The sequence below is a fragment of the Paenibacillus tritici genome, assembly GCF_013204885.1.
Classification (GTDB): Bacteria; Bacillota; Bacilli; order Paenibacillales; family Paenibacillaceae; genus Paenibacillus_AQ; species Paenibacillus_AQ tritici.
The window spans coordinates 1-15,863 of record NZ_JABMKX010000020.1 but is presented as its reverse complement, the minus strand read 5'-3'; the positions used below and the strand labels follow the sequence as shown (position 1 = coordinate 15,863).

At 53.4% G+C, this 15,863-nt stretch carries 12 protein-coding genes; all 12 read left to right on the top strand.

All coding sequences use genetic code 11. From position 1 onward, the window contains the following. Nucleotides 1–32: 32 nt before the first annotated feature. Complete coding sequence (locus tag HQN87_RS27020; RefSeq protein WP_173139656.1) at nucleotides 33–2,102, top strand: TIM-barrel domain-containing protein; 2,070 nt, start codon at nucleotides 33–35, stop codon at nucleotides 2,100–2,102. 9 nt (nucleotides 2,103–2,111) lie between these two features. Beyond that, a complete protein-coding gene (locus HQN87_RS27015; protein WP_173139654.1) occupies nucleotides 2,112–3,629 on the top strand; it encodes an FGGY-family carbohydrate kinase in 1,518 nt (505 codons plus the stop codon). 13 nt (nucleotides 3,630–3,642) lie between these two features. Beyond that, nucleotides 3,643–4,521 carry a class II fructose-bisphosphate aldolase gene (locus HQN87_RS27010; protein ID WP_173139652.1) on the top strand — a complete coding sequence of 293 codons (879 nt, stop codon included), beginning with the start codon at nucleotides 3,643–3,645 and terminating at the stop codon, nucleotides 4,519–4,521. 31 nt (nucleotides 4,522–4,552) lie between these two features. After that, nucleotides 4,553–5,602: an aldose 1-epimerase family protein gene (locus HQN87_RS27005; protein WP_173139650.1), complete on the top strand. Its 1,050-nt coding sequence runs from the start codon at nucleotides 4,553–4,555 to the stop codon at nucleotides 5,600–5,602. A 19-nt stretch (nucleotides 5,603–5,621) separates the two neighbouring features. Beyond that, a complete protein-coding gene (araA, locus tag HQN87_RS27000) occupies nucleotides 5,622–7,115 on the top strand; it encodes an L-arabinose isomerase (RefSeq protein WP_173139648.1) in 1,494 nt (497 codons plus the stop codon). 174 nt (nucleotides 7,116–7,289) lie between these two features. Further along, nucleotides 7,290–7,577 (top strand): Asp-tRNA(Asn)/Glu-tRNA(Gln) amidotransferase subunit GatC, encoded by a 288-nt coding sequence (gatC, locus tag HQN87_RS26995; protein WP_173139646.1) that lies wholly within the window; start codon nucleotides 7,290–7,292, stop codon nucleotides 7,575–7,577. 25 nt (nucleotides 7,578–7,602) lie between these two features. Continuing rightward, nucleotides 7,603–9,060, top strand: a complete 1,458-nt coding sequence (gene gatA / locus HQN87_RS26990; protein ID WP_173139644.1) for an Asp-tRNA(Asn)/Glu-tRNA(Gln) amidotransferase subunit GatA — start codon at nucleotides 7,603–7,605, stop codon at nucleotides 9,058–9,060. 251 nt (nucleotides 9,061–9,311) lie between these two features. After that, the gene (gatB, locus tag HQN87_RS26985) at nucleotides 9,312–10,757 is read left to right on the top strand and encodes an Asp-tRNA(Asn)/Glu-tRNA(Gln) amidotransferase subunit GatB (protein ID WP_173139642.1); all 1,446 of its coding nucleotides are present in this window, start codon (nucleotides 9,312–9,314) and stop codon (nucleotides 10,755–10,757) included. 84 nt (nucleotides 10,758–10,841) lie between these two features. Continuing rightward, nucleotides 10,842–11,315 carry a GNAT family N-acetyltransferase gene (locus tag HQN87_RS26980; RefSeq protein ID WP_173139640.1) on the top strand — a complete coding sequence of 158 codons (474 nt, stop codon included), beginning with the start codon at nucleotides 10,842–10,844 and terminating at the stop codon, nucleotides 11,313–11,315. Nucleotides 11,316–11,351: 36 nt separating this feature from the next. Continuing rightward, on the top strand, nucleotides 11,352–13,274 hold the full coding sequence (locus HQN87_RS26975; RefSeq protein WP_254075691.1) for a DUF4097 family beta strand repeat-containing protein: 1,923 nt from the start codon (nucleotides 11,352–11,354) through the stop codon (nucleotides 13,272–13,274). Nucleotides 13,275–13,399: 125 nt separating this feature from the next. After that, nucleotides 13,400–13,831 carry a Fur family transcriptional regulator gene (locus tag HQN87_RS26970; RefSeq protein ID WP_173139638.1) on the top strand — a complete coding sequence of 144 codons (432 nt, stop codon included), beginning with the start codon at nucleotides 13,400–13,402 and terminating at the stop codon, nucleotides 13,829–13,831. 174 nt (nucleotides 13,832–14,005) lie between these two features. Beyond that, on the top strand, nucleotides 14,006–15,727 hold the full coding sequence (locus HQN87_RS26965; RefSeq protein WP_173139636.1) for a glycosyl hydrolase family 18 protein: 1,722 nt from the start codon (nucleotides 14,006–14,008) through the stop codon (nucleotides 15,725–15,727). The last annotated feature ends 136 nt before the right edge of the window (nucleotides 15,728–15,863 follow it).

The window sequence follows — 15,863 nt, the reverse complement described above, 5'->3', positions numbered from 1 at the left end:
CCAAAAACTATTTACAGTAGGAGAAATGGATTATGCAGAAAATTGCCAGTGGAATCTTTAAGCTGACCTTCGGAACACCCGAAGAATTTACACCGGTATCGGTATTGAAGCCCGTCACATGTCTCGAAGCGCTGAATGCGCTTGAAGATCATCCGCTTCCCTTTCTAAGGGAGGACATTCATTTTCAACCGCGCCAGGGCTCCGTATTGCTGGAGATTCCCTTGGAGCCGGAAGAGGAAGTATACGGTTTGGGCTTACAGCTTAAATCGTTCAGACAGAGCGGCAGCAAGAAGAAGCTGCGCACGAATTCCGACCCGTCCGCGGATCTGGGCGACTCCCATGCGCCGGTTCCCTTTTATGTAAGTACTGCCGGTTATGCCATTCTGGTGGATACGGCCCGGTACGCGACCTTTTTCAGCGGAGGGTGCAAGAGAGTTGGCAGCAGGCAGGATCTGGAAGGCTTCGAATCGGCAGGCACCGAGAAGGGGCACTGGGAAGTGAAAAAGGGAAGCGGCAATATGCTGGTGGATATCCCTGCGGCGCAAGGAGTAGATATTTATGTGTTTTGCGGCGGGGATATGAAGGACGCGGTCAGCCGCTATAATCTGTTCAGCGGCGGCGGGGCGTTACCTCCGATGTGGGGATTGGGTGTCATGTACCGCGCCGACTGGCATGCGGATCAGGAAGATGTCCTGCAGTTAGCCCGGCAAATCAGGGAAGATGAGATGCCCTGCGACATGTTTGGTCTGGAGCCCGGCTGGCAGACGAACGCCTACTCCTGTACTTATGTGTGGGACAGCAACAGATTTCCGGATGAAACAAGGCTGATCCAGGATCTGAATGATATGGGGTACCGGCTTAATCTGTGGGAACATGCTTATGTGCATCCTGATAGTCCTGTCTTCCCGGAGCTGAAGCCTTATTCGGCCGACAGCTATGTATGGGACGGTCTGGTGCCGGATTTCACCCAAGCTGAGGCCCGGAAAGCCTTCACGGACATCCACCAGCCCTTCATTGAGGCGGGGTTGTCAGGCTTCAAGCTGGATGAATGTGATAACGGCGATTATATCGGCAACTGGGGTTTTCCCGATTTCGCCCGTTTTCCGGGAGGGGCGGACGGGGAGCAGATGCACAGCTTGTTCGGCCAGCTCTATCAGCAAACGATGCTCGCCCCGTTCAAGGCAGCGGACCGCCGGACCTATGGACAGGTGCGCGCTTCCCAAGCGCTCGCGGCGCCCTATCCTTATGTACTGTACAGCGACCTCTACGACCATGAAGACTTCGTACGGGGGCTGGCCACAGCGTCCTTCTCAGGTCTGCTCTGGTCGCCGGAGGTCCGCCAGACAGCAACGAGGGAAGAGCTGCTGCGCCGGATTGGCGCTGTGATTTTCTCGCCTCTGGCGGTGCTTAACTGTTATATGATTCCTTCGCCGCCGTGGAAGCAATTCGATCATGACAAGAACCATGCCGGTGAATGGCTGGAGGATTGGCCGCAACTGGCGCAGCAATGCAGGAAGCTTCTGCAAATCCGAATGAGTCTGATTCCTTATCTGTATGCCGCATTTGGCAGATACCGTCAGCAGGGGGTACCGCCTATACGTCCCTTAGTGATGGATTACCCGGGTGACTCTGAGGTGCTGGATTGCTTCGACCAGTTCATGGTTGGAGAGGATCTTATGGCTGCTCCTGTTGTCTATGGTAACGGTGACACACGTAAGCTCTACCTGCCTCAAGGCCGCTGGTACGAACGATTGACCGGAGAGTGGCTGAACGGCGGACAATGGATCACCCGCCAGGTTGCTGAGGATGAAGTTCCTCTGTATATCAGACAGGGCGCGCTAATTCCTTGGGCAGAGCCCGTTCTATGTGTCCGGGACGATACCGTTTTTAATATAGAGCCTGTTCTGTACGGCGCGGAAGCAGGGGAATGTTCGCTTTTATGTGATGATGCAGTCAGCTATTCCATGATTTCTGAGAGCCTGCCTTTTGCCACAATTAAGGTGACCCAGGAAGGCGGCCTGAGCATAGAAGAACAAGACATAATCTCTGAGCGCTATAGGTTAGCCGGTGTGAAATACGTCCCGGATGGGGAGAGGGGCTGAACCGGGGACATGGCCGTCGATCTCATAGGCCTAGATATCGGGTCAACAGGAACGAAATGTCTGATCATGGCTCCAACGGGTGAGGTGCTGGCCCAGGCATACAAGGAATACCCCATGGAATCGCCGGAAAACGGCTGTTATGAGCTGAGTCCGCAGCGGGTGTGGGAAGCGGTTCAAGCTGTGATCAGTTCCGCAATGATTAAGTATGACCGACCGCCTGCCATGCTTGCCGGACTGTCCGTTTCTTCCTTTGGGGAGGCTGCCGTTCTGCTCGACAGCGCGGGCTGCGTGCTTGGAAACAGCCTGCTGTATATTGACAAGCGGGGAAGCGAGCAACTGGAGGTTTTGGTGGAACACATCGGAGAAGAGAACATCATTGGCAAGACGGGCCTTCATCCCCATCCAATGTACACCCTCTCCAAATTGATGTGGTACCGGGAAGAGCGGCCGGACATTTATGAGCAGCTTCATACCTTTCTGCCGTTTGGATCATTTATTCTCAACAAGCTGGGTGCAGGACCCGTGATCGACTATTCGCTGGCGTCCAGAACGATGGCCTTTGACGTTCACCGGCTTGAGTGGGATGAGGAGATTATCCGGGTGTCAGGCTTAAGGAGCGGGATATTTCCCCAGGCGCTGGAGCTTGGATCACGGCTCGGCCGGATTTCACCCGCAGCGGCTGAGGCGCTGGGGCTGCCTGCCCACCTTCAGCTGGTGCTCGGCGGACATGACCAGGTATGCGCCGCCATTGGCGCGGGAGTCACGGAAGAAGGCTCGGCCGTAGACGGCATTGGCACCGTAGAGTGCATCACGCCGGTCTTCCATAAAATGCAGGTCAATGATAAGGCGCTTGCACTCAGTAAGCTGGCGCTGGTTCCTTATATCCAGGGGAGTTATACCACCTATGCTTTTAATTTCACCGGTGGTTCACTATTGAAGTGGTACAGGGACCAGTTCGGTTATGAAGAGAAATGTGCGGCAGATGAGTCCGGCCGAAGTGTCTATGAGATTATGGGCGAGAGCGCCGGAGAAGGTCCCACGGACATTTTGGTACTGCCGCATTTTGCCGGCTCAGGCACACCTTACATGAATCCGGCTGCGGTTGGGGTCATCGCGGGCTTGAATTTCAACACCACGAAGGGTGAACTGTACAGAGCCTTGATGGAGGGCGTCACCTATGAGATGAGGCTCAATCTGGATTGTCTGGAGCAAGCGGGTATGCGTATCAGGGAACTAAAAGCCTGCGGCGGCGGTGCCAAGTCCGCCCTGTGGCTGCAAATCAAGGCGGACATCATGAACAGGGCCGTCATCGCCCTTGATATCGAAGAGGCGGGTATTCTCGGAGCGGTTATTCTGGCCGGGGTGGCGCTGGGAGTGTTCCCTTCCTATGCAGAAGCTGCCCGCCGTTTGGTGAAGGTGGGCACGACCTTCTATCCCCGCCCGGAGAACCGCAGGCACTATGATGAGAATTACGCCAAATATAAACGGCTGTATCAAGCAGTGAATAACGTCATGTCGAACCCATAGGAGATGCTGAAGAATGCCATTAGTGACCCTGAAAGAGTTAATGAAGGATGCCGAAGCCAAGCGTTATGCCGTCGGCGCGTACAATGTGATTAATTTGGAGATGATCCGGGGAATCATTGCCGGGGCCGAGGAGGCGCGCTCACCGGTCATTCTGTCCTTTGCGGAAGTGCATATTCCGCTGGTTCCGCTGGAGGTGATCGCTCCCATTATACTGGCGGCTGCGAGGCAAGCGCGGATTCCCGTTGCAGTACACCTGGACCACGGCCAGGATCACGAAATTCTGATCCGGGCGATGCAGCTCGGCTTCTCGTCGGTGATGTTCGACGGTGCGCATCTGCCGTTGGAGGAGAATATCCGCCAGACCAATGAGATCAGCAAAATCGCCAAGGCGCTCGGAGTTTCCGTAGAAGCCGAGCTTGGCAAGATTCTGCGTCCGGAGGGCGGCGGAGCGGAGGAAGAGATCGAAGAATATGATCCGGACGATGTATACACCAATCCCCAAGAGGCACAGACCTTTATTGCACATACCGATGTCGATGCGCTCGCCGTTGCTTACGGGACCGCGCACGGTGTCTATCTGACAGAACCGGTTCTGGATTTTGAGCGGTTGAAGCTCATCAAAGAGCTTACCGGCCTGCCGCTGGTGATGCATGGCGGGTCTGGACTGGATGAAGCCGCCTATATCACCTCCATACAGTGCGGCATCCGCAAGCTTAACTATTATTCCAATATGGCGCATGAAGTGGCCAATACCCTCCAGGCGAAATTGGCGGCCAACAGCGCGCAGCAGCACAAAAGCTATTATCATGACATTTCCAGATGGGCTATGGAAGCAGTGCAGCAGGATATTGTTCGTACGATGAGAATTTTCGGGAGTGCCGGACAAGCCTGAGGCTTTCCCCGGGTGCAGGAGGAATAGTGGTATGACAAGACTTTATGGCAGAGAATGGACCCGTCGTGAGCTGGAAGCCAGAGTTGGGAGAATAGAGCAGCTTGCGGGAGTGCAGCCCTTTGTAATGAGAGAAGGGCCGGAGGCCGGTCAGGAAGTGTTCCGTGTGCGGACCGGCTCTGGCCTCTCCTATTGGGTGCATCCCGGCAAGGGAATGGATATCTCTTTGGCTGAATTCTGCGGCATTCCGGTTAGCTGGTCTGCCGCCAACGGCGATCCCCATGCCGCTTATTTCAGGGATGAGGGGAATCACTGGCTACACACGGCTTCCGGCGGGTTGCTGATGACTTGCGGATTGTCGCAGGCAGGTGCGGCCGGCCGGGACGAATACGGAGCTTATGGATTGCATGGGCAGATCCATCATACGCCTGCACGCCAAGCTTCGTATCAGGCGGAATGGCAAGGCAATGAATATGAGTTCCGCCTGCGGGGAGTCATAGAGGAGACGTCCATTTTTGGACATAAGCTGCGTTTGACCCGCACCATTACAAGCAGGCTTGGAGAGAACAGTCTGCTGCTTAACGATTGCGTGGAGAATGCAGGCTTTACACCGGCCCCGCATCTGATGCTGTATCATTTCAACTTTGGATTTCCGCTGCTTGCGGAGGATACCCGGATCGTATTGCCGGAGAGCAGCTGTGCTCCGCGTGATGATGATATGGAGATATCACGGATAGATGAATGGCAGGCGCCGGATCATCGTTTTAAGGAGCAAGTGTACTACCATGAGCCATTGGAACGGCAAACGTACATCTGCGCTCAAATCAGCAGCCCTTCTTTTCCTGTACCCGGCTTATCCTCTTCATCGGGAGGCCTGACGGTAGAGCTGAAGTGGGATCAGCGGACGCTGCCCAGATTGGTGCAGTGGAGAATGCCCGGAGCAGGCGAACATGTGCTGGGACTCGAGCCGTCCAATTGCTGGACCCGGGGGAGAGCGGAGGAGCGCGGAGCGCATTCTTTGAAGCTGCTGGAGCCTGGAGAAGCCGTTCATTACGAGATTGAATTGAAATTCAAAACGAGCTGAACTAACGGAGGAATTTGATATGCTGCAAGCTAAGCCATATGTATTCTGGTTTGTAACAGGAAGCCAAGGTTTGTACGGAGAGGATGTACTTGAGCAGGTGGAGGAGAATTCCAGGAAAATGGTCGAGGAGCTAAACCGCGAAGGAGGCCTTCCATATCCGATTGAGTTCCGCGAAACAGTCACGGCTCCGGAAGCGATTCTGCGAGTGTGCCTTGAAGCCAATTCCAGCGGGACCTGCGCGGGGGTGATCACATGGATGCACACCTTCTCTCCGGCCAAAATGTGGATCTCGGGGCTAACCCAGCTGCGCAAGCCGCTGCTCCATCTCCATACCCAATACAATGTCGAGATTCCCTGGGACAGTATCGACATGGAGTTTATGAACTTGAATCAGGCGGCGCACGGTGACCGTGAGTTCGGGTTCATCGGCGCCCGCCTGCGCATGGCCCGGAAGATTATTGCAGGTCACTGGAAGGATGAAGAGGTGCGTGCAAGAATCGGAGGGTGGATGAAGACGGCGGCGGGCTATACCGGGAGCCAGACAATGAGAATCGCCAGATTCGGCGACAATATGCGTGATGTCGCGGTGACGGAAGGCGATAAGGTGGAGGCGCAAATCAAGCTGGGGTGGACGGTCAACGGTTATCCGGCCGGTGATCTGGCTGAACGGGTTCGGAGTGTAAGTGATGCCAAGCTGCGTAGGCTGATGGATGAATACGCCGAATTGTATGATTTTACAGATCAGGGTCGCGCCGATGGCGCTGAACGGGAAGCTATTCGTGAACAGGCGCGGATGGAGATTGCGCTGAGCGAGTTTTTGGAGGAGGGCGGATATACAGCGTTCGTGACCAGCTTCCAGGACCTGCATGGACTGAAGCAATTGCCGGGGCTGGCGGCTCAGCGGCTGATGGCGGCAGGCTACGGCTTCGGCGGTGAGGGAGACTGGAAGACGGCCGCGCTGGTACGGATGATGAAGATTATGGCCGGCAATCAAGGGACCTCTTTCATGGAGGATTATACGTATCATCTGCAAAAGGGCAATGAAATGGTGCTGGGCTCCCATATGCTGGAGATCTGCCCGTCCCTGGCTGCGGACAGACCAAGGATTGAAGTGCATCCCTTGTTTGTCGGCGGCAAGGAAGCTCCGGCGCGTCTAATATTTAACGGCGCAAGCGGCACAGGAATCAATGCCACCCTGGTGGATATGGGCGACCGGTTCCGCCTGATCGTCAATGAAGTGAATGCCGTACAGAATGAACATAGAATGCCTCATCTGCCGGTAGCGCGGCTCCTCTGGCAGCCGGAGCCGTCCTTGACCCGTGCATCGGAAGCATGGATTCTGGCCGGGGGTGCACATCACTTCGCCTTTTCCTTCCATACAACAAGTGAACAGCTCCGGGATTGGGCGCGTATGGCAGGGGTCGAGTGCCTTGTCATCGACACCTCCAGCACCCTGATTTCACTTGAGAATGAGCTGCGCTGGAATGACCTGTATTACCGGATGAATCATTAGCCGGATTAAGCTTAAGCACTCAAGACCCGCTTCCTGCCACAATCAGCAGGTGCGGGTCTTTTGCTGTATATATCTCCCTCCATCGACAAGCGCATTGAATTGTAAGGCCGTCTACCCTATAATTAAAAACGTTATCCGGGCGCTTTAGCCCTTTAAACAGGAGGGATATTCATTATGAGCATCACCGTCAAAGATGTGCAGCATGTGGCCAAGCTGGCCCGACTGCAATTAAGCCCGGAAGAAGAGGCTACCTTCACCGAACAAATGAATGCTATTTTACAATATGCCGAGAAATTGAATGAGCTGGATACCGAGAATGTAGAGCCGACCACCCATGTGCTGCAAGTCAGCAATGTGATGCGTGACGATGCGGTGAAGGAGAGCCTGACCCAAGAGGAAGCGCTGCTTAACGCACCGGAACATGAAGACGGACACTTCAAGGTTCCCGCTGTTCTGGAATAACCATACCCTGAGAGGAGGAAGCAAGTTGAGCCTGTTTCATTATCGACTACCTGAAGTACATAACATGCTGCATAGTAAAGAGGTCTCGGTCCGTGAACTGACTGAAGAATCCCTGTCCGTCATTGCGGAACGTGACAGCAAGGTTCATGCTTTTTTGACACTGAATGAAGAGGGTGCCCGTGATCAGGCACGTGCGCTTGATGACAAGCTGGCGTCCGGAGCTGCGCGTGGTCTGTTATTCGGATTGCCTGCCGGCATCAAGGATAATATTGTGACCAAAGGTCTGCGCACTACCTGTGCCAGCCAGTTCCTTAATAACTTCCAGCCGATTTATGATGCGACCGTAGTCTCCAAGCTGCGCCAGGCCGATGCCGTAACCATGGGTAAGCTGAACATGGACGAGTTCGCCATGGGCGGGTCCAATGAGAATTCCAGCTTCGGGGCGGTGCGTAATCCGTGGGATCTGGAACGTGTTCCCGGCGGGTCGAGCGGTGGTTCGGCAGCGGCGGTTGCGGCCGGAGAAGTGTTCTTCACCCTTGGCTCCGACACTGGCGGTTCGATCCGCCAGCCGGCTTCCTACTGCGGAGTGGTCGGTCTTAAACCTACCTATGGCCTGGTCTCCCGTTACGGTCTGGTAGCTTTTGCCTCCTCCCTGGATCAGATCGGTCCGATTACCCGCAACGTTGAGGATTCCGCGTATGTACTGCAGGCGATTGCAGGTTATGATGCCCAGGATTCCACCTCGGCCAAGGTCAGCATACCTGATTATCTGAGTTCGCTCACCGGTGATATTTCCGGTCTGCGTATAGCTGTGCCGAAGGAATACATCGGCGAAGGCGTAGACGCATCGGTCCGTGAATCCGTGCTGTCAGCGCTTAAAGTGCTGGAGAGTCTCGGCGCCGTGTGGGAAGAGGTTTCGCTTCCGCATACAGAATATGCCGTAGCTGCTTATTATCTCCTGTCGTCTTCCGAGGCTTCATCCAACCTTGCCCGTTTTGACGGTGTCCGTTACGGGACGCGTGTGGATGATGGAGGCGGTTTGCTGGATCTGTACCATAACTCCCGCAGTCAAGGCTTCGGTCCAGAAGTCAAACGCCGGATTATGCTCGGCACCTATGCGCTCAGCTCCGGATACTACGATGCTTATTATTTGAAGGCCCAGAAGGTACGCACCCTGATTAAGCAGGATTTTGATGAAGTGTTCAAGAAATATGATGTCGTGATCGGCCCGACTGCGCCTACGACAGCCTTTAAGCTGGGCTCGCAGACCGAAGATCCGCTGACCATGTACCTGAATGATATCCTGACCATTCCTGTCAGTCTGGCCGGTATTCCTGCCATCAGCATCCCTTGCGGCTTCGCAGAAGGCCTGCCTGTCGGCCTGCAGATTATCGGCAAGGAGTTTGACGAGAGTACGGTACTGCGCGTTGCGCATGCCTTTGAACAGCATACAGAGCATCACAAGGCCCGTCCGCAAATGTAGCTTTTATATTAAGATGCACTTAAGTTTTGAACTTGAAGCTACATCGTCACTGCGGTGAACATTTGGACTTCCGGCCGCTGTTGTCCCCAGATTTCTTGATTTAAACCGCTCTACGCGGGTGAAATCCGGTGACAAAGGCGGTCGCTACCGCTCCTACAGTTCCAAATTTCCCCTCCGTTTCTTTTGCTTTTTGTTTATTTCTTTAGTGCTTCTTATATAATTTGAGTATATGCCCACAAAACTTTTAAGGGATGAGATTATCTATGTCTAAATATGAAACGGTCATCGGGCTTGAAGTTCATGTGGAGCTTCATACCAAGTCCAAAATCTTCTGCGGCTGCTCCACAGAATTCGGTGCTCCGCCTAATACCCATACCTGTCCGGTCTGTCTCGGCCACCCCGGTGTGCTGCCGGTGCTTAATCGCCAAGCGGTAGAGTACGCGATGAAAGCGGCGATGGCTCTGAACTGTACCATCGGCGATGTCAGCAAATTCGACCGCAAAAACTATTTCTACCCCGATTCCCCGAAGGCCTACCAGATTTCGCAATTTGATCAGCCTATCGGCCTGAACGGCTGGATTGATATTGAAGTGAATGGAGAGACCAAACGGATCGGCATCACCCGTCTTCATCTGGAGGAAGATGCAGGCAAGCTGACTCATGTGGATGGAGGATTTGCTTCACTGGTTGACTTCAACCGGGTGGGGACCCCACTTATTGAGATTGTCTCTGAGCCTGATCTGCGTTCGCCTGAGGAGGCGCGTGCTTATCTGGAGAAGATCCGCGCCATCATGCAGTATTGCGATGTATCCGATGTGAAGATGGAAGAAGGCTCGATGCGTTGTGACGCCAATATTAGCCTGCGGCCGGAAGGGCAGGAGGAATTCGGGATCCGGGCGGAGCTGAAGAATATGAACTCCTTCCGCGGGGTACTCCGCGGGCTGGAGTACGAACAGTTCCGTCAGGGAGAGATTCTGGATGACGGCGGGATCGTTGTGCAGGAGACCCGCCGCTGGGATGAAGCTGGGGGCAAGACCTTGTCTATGCGCGGTAAGGAAGAAGCGCATGACTACCGTTATTTCCCGGACCCGGATCTTATCGTGCTGCATATCAGTGATTCCTGGAAGGAACAGATCCGTGCGACCATTCCGGAGCTTCCGGATGCCCGGCAGGCCCGTTACAGCGAAGAATTTGGCCTGACTGCCTATGATGCGGGAGTGCTTACCTCATCCAAGCCGCTTGCCGACTTCTTTGAAGGCAGTCTGGCCTATACACAGGATGCCAAGGCTGTCGCCAACTGGATGATGGGAGACCTGCTGGGATATTTGAACAGCAATAATCTGGAATTATCCCAGGTGAAGATTACGCCGCAGGGACTGGGCGAGATGATCGGCCTGATCGCAGGCGGAACCATCAGCAGCAAAATTGCCAAAACCGTGTTCAAAGAAATGCTGGAGAGCGGCAAGCTGCCTGCAGTTATCGTTGAAGAAAAGGGTCTAGTGCAGATCAGTGATGAAGGTGCGATTAAGACAATCGTGCAGGAAGTGGTCGCTGCTAATCCGCAATCTGTCGAAGACTACAAGGCCGGCAAGAAACAAGCGATCGGCTTCCTTGTAGGACAGGTCATGAAGGCAAGCAAAGGGAAAGCGAACCCGGGTCTTGTGAACACACTGCTTGCAGAAGTGCTGAACAGCTAGAATGGGTAATAGATTATAGAATCTTGGGCACAGGGCTTGTCGGCAACGGCAGGCCCCTGTGCAGTATATAAGGGGATTGTACGGATGGATACAATAGTGAAGTTGAATCTGCAGGATGAGATCACGCTGGATGAGCTATGGAGCCTTCAGCATAAGGCATACCGCCTGGAGGCGGAGATGATCGGGTTCCGTGACATTCCGCCGCTGCTGGAGACCAGAGACATGCTCAGCCGGGTTACAGAGGATTTCTATGGCTGCCTTGATGATACGGAGGAGCTGCTGGGCGCTATTGCAGTAATTGAAGAGTCTCCCGGCAAGCTCACGGTTACCCGGATGATGGTTAGCCCTGATCATTTCCGCCAAGGTGTGGCGGGCAGGCTGCTGGAATTCATCTTCGCCCGTTACGCAGAGATAGAGCAGTTTATTGTGTCTACGGGGAAGCTGAATCTTCCGGCAGTAACGCTCTATACCAAGCATGGGTTCATTCCTGTTGGAATTGAAGAGGTGGCTCCGGGAGTAGAGCTGGTGGAATTCCACCGGGCAGGCAGGCTGAAATGACAAGTACGAACCGTTCAGAAAGGAGGAGTACCGAGGATGAATTCCGGTTATCAGGAACATGAGGATTGTCCCGTGCAGGATGAAGAGAGAGAGACTGGCTTACCGCAGGCTGAAGCTGACGAAGAATGGAAAGCTCCTTATATACCGCCCCGTCCCAAGCGCCGTCCCCGCAAACGGAAATTTATAACCGGCCTGCTGGCTGCTGTACTTCCCGGCACGGGACATCTCTATCTCGGGCTGCTCCGCAAAGGGATTTCTTTCATTTTTCTGCTGCTGTTGGATATCGTGGCGCTGCTGTATTTCTCGTCTATAGGCATGCAAATCAATGTACCGCTGCTGATTCTGCTGGCGCTGCTGATCCCGGCAATGTACTTCTATAATGTGTTTGATGCGCTACAGGCAGCAGACCGTATTCTGCGGTTTCCTGAAGAGCAAGACCTTGAAGAACCTGATGCTATGAATGCCGCGGCAACAGCCAGGCGCCGGGTGAGGATCAGCGAGCCGGGAATTTCCTTTGGGCTCATGCTGCTTGTCGGCGGAGCGCTGCTGTTTCTCTTCCAGCAGAGGCCGCCCTGGCTTCAATTATTCATTGAGAATTCTGCGGGTGCTGCTGTGGCAACTCTGCTAATCGTCCTGGGGCTGCTTATGGGCATAAGAGAGATCGCCAAGAACTCTACCGCGCGTCTAAGCAAGGAGCGGAGGAAACGGCGGATTGGCAGATATACTGCATCAGTCACGCTGGTTGCTGTCGGAGTTCTCCTCCTCCTTGACTGGCTTAACGGGACAGACCATATGATGATGCTGCTGAAATGGTGGCCTCTTGTACCCGTATTATGGGGAGTAGAGTATCTGCTGATCTACGTGTTCTCCCGCCGGCAACAGAGCGTCACGGCCGGCAGAGCCCGGATGGATGTGCGGGGATTGTTCTCTGCTGTAATACTGGCTGCCTGTGTATTCATCGTGACCGAGCAGGAGCACTATCTGCACCTGTGGAACAAGGTGAGTCTTAATCTGACTGCGGCGGCAGTCGATTACGGGGAAGCGCAAGGAAGCAGCTACGAGAAGGCCCCGCTGATCGTTCCGGTTGAGCTGAATACTTCCAAAGTCAGTATCGATGCGATTAACGGAGATATTCTCATTCACCGGGCGGCTGTCGAGGATATCGAGATTACTGCGACAGTATGGGTAGACCAGCTGGACGGGGTACTGGCCGAGTCTATAGCAGACCAGTCCTTTGTCGAAGTGACAGAGGGGACCACCATCAAGATCACTCCCCAGAGCAAGGCCTACGGTGAATCCGGCAAACGCCAGCCGCGAATCAACCTCGATATTTCTCTGCCGGAAGACCGCCGGTTTGACCTGAGTGTCCGCACAATGAACGGCGGTATTACACTGCAGAATGTTGAAGCCATTGCAGACATTTCACTGGAGACCGGGAACGGGGAACTGATCCTGCACCGTATTTACGGCAATGTCAAAGGCAAAACCCTGAACGGTGCCGTGCGCGCCAGAGACGTCCTCGGCAATGTTGAACTGGGGACAAGCGGCGGCGATATGGGGGCCTGGGACGTTAGAGGCGCTCTGAAGCTGTCAACGGCGGTCGGCAACATCACGGCATATGACAGCGGAGATACGGTGGAGGTGTCCACGAAGAACGGCAATGTGGAGGTGTCAGGGGCGAGAGCCAAGCTGCATGCCGAATCAATGAACGGCCGGATCAATATCCGTTCCGGAGATTTCGGGGGGGACTGGGATATTTACAGTGCCGTGGGGGATATTGAGCTGTTCCTGCCGCTTACGGGTAATTATACGGTGGAGGGCTCCAGCGGCTACGGGGATATCGTTACAGATCTGCCAGGGCTCGTAATTGACAAAAAAGTCCTCTCCGGCCAAATTGGCACCGGCGAATATAAGCTGCGGGTGGACGGAAACAGCAATTTAAATGTGAGCAAATATTGAATTAAGGAATTTTTATTATATAATAATAAATATAATGTAATCACCTCATTGACAACGTTGAAAGCACAGTCTTACAATTACATTAGAATTATTATTAAGTTGTTTAATTAAAGGCGGTGGCACGGATGGGTAGTGGCGTACAGCATGCATTGGAGCAATTGAAGACAACCGGTGTCCGTATTACGCCTCAGCGTCATGCGATTCTAACGTATCTGATGGAAGCGATGAATCATCCTACGGCAGACGATATTTACCGAGCACTTGAGCCTCAGTTTCCAAGTATGAGTGTGGCAACTGTGTACAACAATCTTAAGATGTTCATGGAAGCGGGTATGGTCCGCGAGCTGACCTACGGTGACAATTCCAGCCGTTTCGATGCCAATGTGTCTGATCATTATCATGTCATCTGCCAGGATTGCGGCAAGATTGAGGATTTCAGTTATTCCTCTCTCCATGAAGTAGAGCATCAGGCCGAGTTGGCCACAGGCTTCAAGATTCATGGATTACGTATGGAACTGTATGGTGTGTGTAAATGCTGCGGCGAGAAGCGGCACTGAAATGCAAGTTTATCTATAAGCGTGTAGAGTCCGAATGCGGATTTTACACGTTTTTTTGTTACATTAAGACAAACCTTCCAAGAGATTGGCGCAACCAATAAGACCCGCATGGCGTATACTTAACAGAAGCGTTGCCTGCTTTAAAAATTCAATATATTGTTTGGAGGACCTATTTTGGACAGAAGACAGAGACAAGGACGCGTCAAAAAGCGTGGAAGTCTTTTTCGCCGCTTACTGGGACTTGTCATTATAGCCGCTGCAGCCTTTTGGGTTGTTTATTATGTACTGCCGAACCGCCAGCATCTGGACCCTGACTGGGAGGGGCTGGACAAGCCGATTTTTGTGAAAGGACAGCTTACGGGTTACTCCGCTTCAGGTACCGGTGATAGTATGCTGTTACCTCTGCCTTTTTTACAGGAATACGTAGACCCTTCTATCCGTTATGAAGACAAGAGCAAATCTGTAATTCTCTCGACGGACAGCAGTCTCCTGTATATGCAGGAGGAATCAACAGCAGCAAGTCTAAACAATGAACCACTGCAGCTTCGCCTTGCTCCTGAGGTTAAGGATAAAGTGACCTACCTCCCGGTAGACACGCTGGAGAATTTGTACGGCTTCGAGATCAACGAGGATACGGCTACCGGTGCGGTACTGCTGATGACTGCAGGAGAATCGGTGCCGCTTGGCAAAGTGAAGGGTGAGGAAGGCGGAAAGACCAAAGCTCTGCGCACTGAAGCCTCCGTACATGCACCCATTCTTGCGGACATGGCTCCTGGAGCCGTCGTAAGGATCTGGAACACAGACACCAAGGACTGGGTATATGTTCAGCTTGACAACGGTTATGCAGGCTATGTCCAAGCGGATGATATTACCGCAGACGGCATGAAAACAGTAGAGAAACAGCCCGCAGCGCCTACACGCGCCGAGCGCAGCTGGAAGGGCAAGCCTGTTAACATGTTCTGGGAAGCCGTGTACGAACGCAAGCCGAATCCGGCCAAATTTGCTGATTTGCCGGGAGTTAACGTAGTTAGCCCTACCTGGTTCAGCATTATTGATGTGAACGGCAATGTACGTAGCCAGGCTGACCGTTCCTATGTGGATTGGGCGCATAATCAGGGGATGGAGGTATGGGGACTGCTGAGCAACAGCTTTGAACCCGACTTGACTACTGAAGCCTTATCCACGTATGACAAACGGATGAACACTATTGTGCAGATGCTAAAGTATGCGGACCTGTACAATCTGGACGGTATTAATATTGATTTTGAGAATGTGTACACCAAGGATGGACCGAATGTTACCCAGTTCATGCGGGAACTGAAGCCGATGGCCCAGAGCCGGAATCTGATTGTTTCTATTGATGTAACGCCAAAATCCAAAAGCGAGATGTGGTCCCTGTTCCTTGACCGCCGGGCGCTTGGTGCCGTATCTGACTTCCTGGTCGTAATGGCTTATGACGAACACTGGGCAGCCAGCCCGGTCGCAGGTTCTGTTGCTTCACTCCCCTGGGTTAAGAGTTCTATGAGCCGGATTATTGAAGAAGATGAAGTGCCGGCAGAGAAGCTGATTCTGGGAGTGCCGCTCTATACGCGTATCTGGACCGAAGCCACTGTGAAGGGGAAGACCAAGGTTAGCTCCAAGGCTGTTAGCATGAATGCCGTCAAGGAAATCCTTGCCGAGAAGAAGCTGACACCGGTATTCGATAAGGAAGCGGGACAGAATTACGTGGAGTATAAGGAAGAAGGGGTTCTCCGCAAAATCTGGATCGAGGACAAAACCTCACTCACGGCAAGGGTTGAGCTTGCCAGATCCTTGAAGCTTGGCGGCGTAGCTGCCTGGAACCGGAGCTTCGCCAGTCCGGAGGCTTGGGAAGCATTGAAGGCAATCATTAAATAAAGTTACTCTATTCTAAAAAAGGGGCTGTCCCAAAAGTAGATTTTCTACGGCGAAAGACCGTCCTCTTCATTCTTAATGCTACAAAAAGTGAGCAGAGCAGCGATTCTCCCGTTATTGGAGGATCGCTGCTCTGCGT

Bases quoted from the DNA above. Each gene is read 5' to 3' on its own strand.
- HQN87_RS27020 (WP_173139656.1), top strand. From the start codon at position 33: ATGCAGAAAATTGCCAGTGGAATCTTTAAGCTGACCTTCGGAACACCC.
- HQN87_RS27015 (WP_173139654.1), top strand. From the start codon at position 2,112: ATGGCCGTCGATCTCATAGGCCTAGATATCGGGTCAACAGGAACGAAA.
- HQN87_RS27010 (WP_173139652.1), top strand. From the start codon at position 3,643: ATGCCATTAGTGACCCTGAAAGAGTTAATGAAGGATGCCGAAGCCAAG.
- HQN87_RS27005 (WP_173139650.1), top strand. From the start codon at position 4,553: ATGACAAGACTTTATGGCAGAGAATGGACCCGTCGTGAGCTGGAAGCC.
- araA (WP_173139648.1), top strand. From the start codon at position 5,622: ATGCTGCAAGCTAAGCCATATGTATTCTGGTTTGTAACAGGAAGCCAA.
- gatC (WP_173139646.1), top strand. From the start codon at position 7,290: ATGAGCATCACCGTCAAAGATGTGCAGCATGTGGCCAAGCTGGCCCGA.
- gatB (WP_173139642.1), top strand. From the start codon at position 9,312: ATGAGATTATCTATGTCTAAATATGAAACGGTCATCGGGCTTGAAGTT.
- HQN87_RS26980 (WP_173139640.1), top strand. From the start codon at position 10,842: ATGGATACAATAGTGAAGTTGAATCTGCAGGATGAGATCACGCTGGAT.
- HQN87_RS26975 (WP_254075691.1), top strand. From the start codon at position 11,352: ATGAATTCCGGTTATCAGGAACATGAGGATTGTCCCGTGCAGGATGAA.
- HQN87_RS26970 (WP_173139638.1), top strand. From the start codon at position 13,400: ATGGGTAGTGGCGTACAGCATGCATTGGAGCAATTGAAGACAACCGGT.